Genomic DNA, 4083 nt, shown 5'->3' with positions numbered 1-4083 from the left:
GGTGCTAACAAAGGGTGCTAACAAAGTTTCATCCCTTGATTTCCAGACTGCTCTCTAAACTAAACTGTTTAGTTTGCACTTGGTGACAGCTTCGCCAGCTCTTCCCCTTCAAAGCACTGCTATCGCTCGGTCTAGCCTTGAGATAGCGGTCAGTCACCGCCAAATTGGCATGACCCAAAGTTTCCTTCACCAGTACCGGATTAGTTCCCCGCTCAATCGCATGAGAACCATGAGCATGACGCAACCAGTGAACTGAAACCTTTTCACTCAGCCCAGCAGCTTCTGCTATCTCCTTAATAATTGGATGTAGATTTTGACGGTCGAGATGCCCTCCCTTCTGACTCGCAAACACTGGATCTGTCGCTAGTGCATTTCCCTTAAACTCCATCAACTCCACCCATAGCTTCGACTTAATCAGAATAGTCCGGTTTTTACTGCCCTTGGCCTTGCGAACATAAACCTGACCGCTATCTCCCCGCGAACTTAAATCTCCCCAGGTTAACTGACACAGTTCATTAGCCCGTAAACCAGCCTGATACAACAGCTTGATAATCAACAAATTCCGACGCGCCGTGTATTGCCTTTTGGGTGTCTTCACTTGTTCCAATTTTTTCTGTGCCATCCGCACCAACAACTTAATATCTGCCTCATCCAAATAGCGTTCATTGATTGCGTCTGGCATTTCATTGAGCTTGAGTGCCATACCAACATTGAAAGGTAAATAACCAATTTTATGAGCAAAAGAAATCAAACTTTTAGCCGCCGCCAAATACATCCGTCTAGTACTTTCCGCCTGACCCGAAAATTGAGTCGCATATTCCACCAAATCTTCATAGGTTACCTTGTTGAGAGGTTTCCCCAAAAACACCAAAAATCGCTTCGTATAACGCTGGTAAGCCTGCACAGATGACTCTGCCTTCCCTTCCAACCATAAAGCAATCAACTTTGCCTCCCCCTGCCGAGGAGATAGAGTAGCGATCGCTTGACGATAGTTGTTCACATGCACCAGCGACAGAGCCATTTGTTTTACTCACGAATTTATCAGACACAACAGAAGTTTTGTCTGCTTTTATAAGGTCTGATTTTTATTGTCTCTCAATTTGGGTACTTGGGATACATCTATCTTATTTATTAAGTAATATTAAAGCAGTACTTACTTAAGTATTTAATGCTTTAAATGCTAAGTTATATACTTAATTATTCTGACACAAAGCGTCTTTTGCGATTGTTTGGCATTGTGGCATTACTGTCACTGTCATCCCTGAGCTTGGCTAAGGTCGCAGTGCTCAAGGGGCGACCTTAGCGGTGGGAGTATATCTGTTTGAGGAAAATTTGGTCAGCCAGGAATTTTTCCAGCTGAAATGGAATTCATATTCCAAAAGCAAGAGATATGGCGGTAAGTTCTACCGTGTAAGCCTGTGGAGTAGACAAACCCAAGAAGAGTCATCTTGAGACTACGTTGAATCAGGAAGTAAACATCAAAATTACATAAGTCTAGTTTTTACTAGATAATGGTAGTTTTGGGTAGGTTTTACAGAACGGTAGTTCACCAGCTATTTGATGTTTTAATATCTATAACAACTGGAATAGGGTTGAGAAACTGTTGGGCAGCAGCAACCATACAATTGTGTAGTATGTGGCTAACTTGCTCAACTTTAGTCTCCGGACATTCCAGTACAATTTCATCATGTCTTACACAGATAAGTTTTGTTTTGAATTTAGCTAATGGGTTTGAAAGTTTTACCATAGCTAATTTGTTGATGTCGGCGTTTAAACCTTGTACTGGATGGTTAAAGAGCTCTGATAGTCGGGGCTTGTTTACCCATCTCCGTCGTCTATTTGCTAGTGTACGACTTTCTTTAATGCCTCTGGTGTATTCATGTTTGATGTTTTCATGCCATTTAGCTATTCCAGGATAAGCTTCAAAGAATCGTTTCCTAAAAGCTTTTGCTTGTTCTAATGTCATTGCCACCCCATATTTTACTTGGGCGTAAATTTGGAGTTTGGCAGCGCCCATACCGAAAATCAATCCAAAGTTTATTGCTTTTGCTAGTCTGCGGTCTTCCTCAGTCACTTCATTGATATATTTTCCAGTTACTAGGGATGCTGTTAATCGATGTAAGTCAGCACCTTGGCGATAGGCTTGGCACATCTTTATATCACCACTAAGCCGAGCCATAATTCGTAGTTCTATTTGGGAGTAATCGGCTTTGATAATTTTATAGCCAGGGGCAGCAATGAAGCAGCTACGGGCTGTTTGATCGCGGGGAATATTTTGTAGAGGTGGTTTGCGGCAAGAAAATCTACCGGATTTTGCTCCTAATTGATAATAGTTGGGATGAATTCTCCCAGTTTTGGGGTGGATATGCTGCGGTAGTTTCTCGGTAAAAGTGCCGATAATTTTGGATAGACGGCGGTAATCTAGCAATGCTTGAATTATGGGATACTGTGCAGCTAAAGAAACTAATTTACTTTGATTAGTTGAGTTGATTTTGATACCAATAGCTTGTAGAGCAGCCAAAACTTGCTGAGGTGAATTTGGGTTTACTATATTTGTTAGTTCTGGCAGCAATGACATCTGAGAGCTAGCAATACGGAGTTGCTTGAGTTGGTTTAAAGCATCTGTTTTTTCAATTTCTAGTTTTGCACCCAGTATCTGCCATCGAGACAAGTCAAATAGCATCCCGTTAAGTTCCATTTGAGCAACAACAGGCATACACTGAAATTCAAGTCGGGCAATTTTGAGTAACTTTGCCTGCTTTAACTTCTTGAGGAGAATTGGGTAAAGGTCAAGTAATATGGCAGCATCAAAGGCAGCATAGTGCAATTGAGCTTTGGTAAGAGGTTTACACCAATCGCTGATTTGTTGAGTTTTATCTAGTTGAAAGTGTAGTAACTTTTTAACTATATTTTGTAAAGATGAGCTTGTTTTTAATCCTGCGGTTAGAACTTTATAAGCAAGTTGGGTATCAAAGAATTTACCGGAGGTTTGAAGTCCTGCGAGTGTGAGAAATTGCCAGTCGAACTTGGCATTATGAGCAATTTTGACAGCAGAGTTACTCAGGAGTTGTTTTAAAAGTGAGCGATCGCTTTTGGGAATAGCTGGTAAATCTATCAGCACTACCGGATGGTTTGGTGCAGCTATTTGAATCAGTCTAATAGAATCAGTTAGGGGGTCAAGTCCTGTTGTTTCACAATCTATGGCTAAAATTTCTGCCTGAAACAGAGGTTGGAGAGCAGAATTAAGAGTTGAAACATTGGAAACAAGAGTATATTGTGTGGTAAAAATATTGATATTATTTGTATTTATTAAGCTTGTAGACATAATGAATTTAATTTTAATTAATCACCTAGAAGCGATAGCTTGTATATGTAGCAAGTTCAAAATATTTAGTTTTATACAAAGATTTTAAAAACTATTAAAGAGAGGTAATACTATAGCGGTGTGCAGTTGAGGGAGATACAAAAACTTTGCTGTAAAGATTGTACAGCAAGTACTTTGGTCTTCTCATCCGAGCGATAACCGCCATATCAATATTCCTCTCTTTATATGATTAACTGACTTGACGCTTACCTGTTTTTGCAATGCTAGAATGCTGAATATTTTCTCGAACAGATGTAAAAGCAGTAGGAGCCAATTCTCTGATAATGGGTGCGACAATTTCTGGTGCCAGTTCTAAACGATGCTTAATCTGTGCTTGCAACCAGGCTAAAGGAACACTTTTACTGTTGACTTTTTGTTTGATAATTAAGTCAGGATTGGATTTTGAAGCTTTTTTTATGGCAGTGGCAATTTTTCTGGCTGTCCGTAAATCAATTTTGTCTACATCAATGCTAACAAAGTTGTCTGGTTGAGGTTCTGGTTTTGATGTAATCCGGTTAGTTAATTGATTTTGATTTTCCAAATTGAGAAATTTATTAATATTAATAGATTCCATCTGTGATTGTTCAGATGTTGTGTTTTCGATGTTGAGTGTAAGAGGGTGTTTGAAAAGTTTTTAGGGGTCAAATTTTATGCTAGCCGCCTCACCATAATACGGATCATAGCAAGGTAGATAAAGGTTTCTGAAGTTTCGGGTAATA

The 4083-nt window shown here is 39.8% G+C and carries 3 protein-coding genes; all 3 read right to left on the bottom strand.

What is annotated here, in order from left to right:
* Positions 1-28: 28 nt before the first annotated feature.
* Positions 29-1021 (bottom strand): tyrosine-type recombinase/integrase, encoded by a 993-nt coding sequence (locus tag H6G08_RS36775; RefSeq protein WP_190552240.1) that lies wholly within the window; start codon positions 1019-1021, stop codon positions 29-31.
* A gap of 525 nt (positions 1022-1546) precedes the next feature.
* Positions 1547-3325 carry a bifunctional 3'-5' exonuclease/DNA polymerase gene (locus H6G08_RS36770; RefSeq protein WP_190552238.1) on the bottom strand — a complete coding sequence of 593 codons (1779 nt, stop codon included), beginning with the start codon at positions 3323-3325 and terminating at the stop codon, positions 1547-1549.
* A gap of 229 nt (positions 3326-3554) precedes the next feature.
* Positions 3555-3938 (bottom strand): hypothetical protein, encoded by a 384-nt coding sequence (locus tag H6G08_RS36765; RefSeq protein WP_190552236.1) that lies wholly within the window; start codon positions 3936-3938, stop codon positions 3555-3557.
* Between the last annotated feature and the right edge of the window lie 145 nt (positions 3939-4083).

This window comes from Calothrix anomala FACHB-343 (assembly GCF_014696435.1).
Taxonomy (GTDB): domain Bacteria; phylum Cyanobacteriota; class Cyanobacteriia; order Cyanobacteriales; family Nostocaceae; genus Aulosira; species Aulosira anomala_A.
Note: the sequence above shows the minus strand (reverse complement) of the source record. Positions and strands in the feature narration are given on the sequence as shown.

Excerpts from the sequence above, each read along its gene's own strand:
- H6G08_RS36775 (WP_190552240.1), bottom strand. The coding sequence starts at position 1,021 with ATGGCTCTGTCGCTGGTGCATGTGAACAACTATCGTCAAGCGATCGCT.
- H6G08_RS36770 (WP_190552238.1), bottom strand. The coding sequence starts at position 3,325 with ATGTCTACAAGCTTAATAAATACAAATAATATCAATATTTTTACCACA.
- H6G08_RS36765 (WP_190552236.1), bottom strand. The coding sequence starts at position 3,938 with ATGGAATCTATTAATATTAATAAATTTCTCAATTTGGAAAATCAAAAT.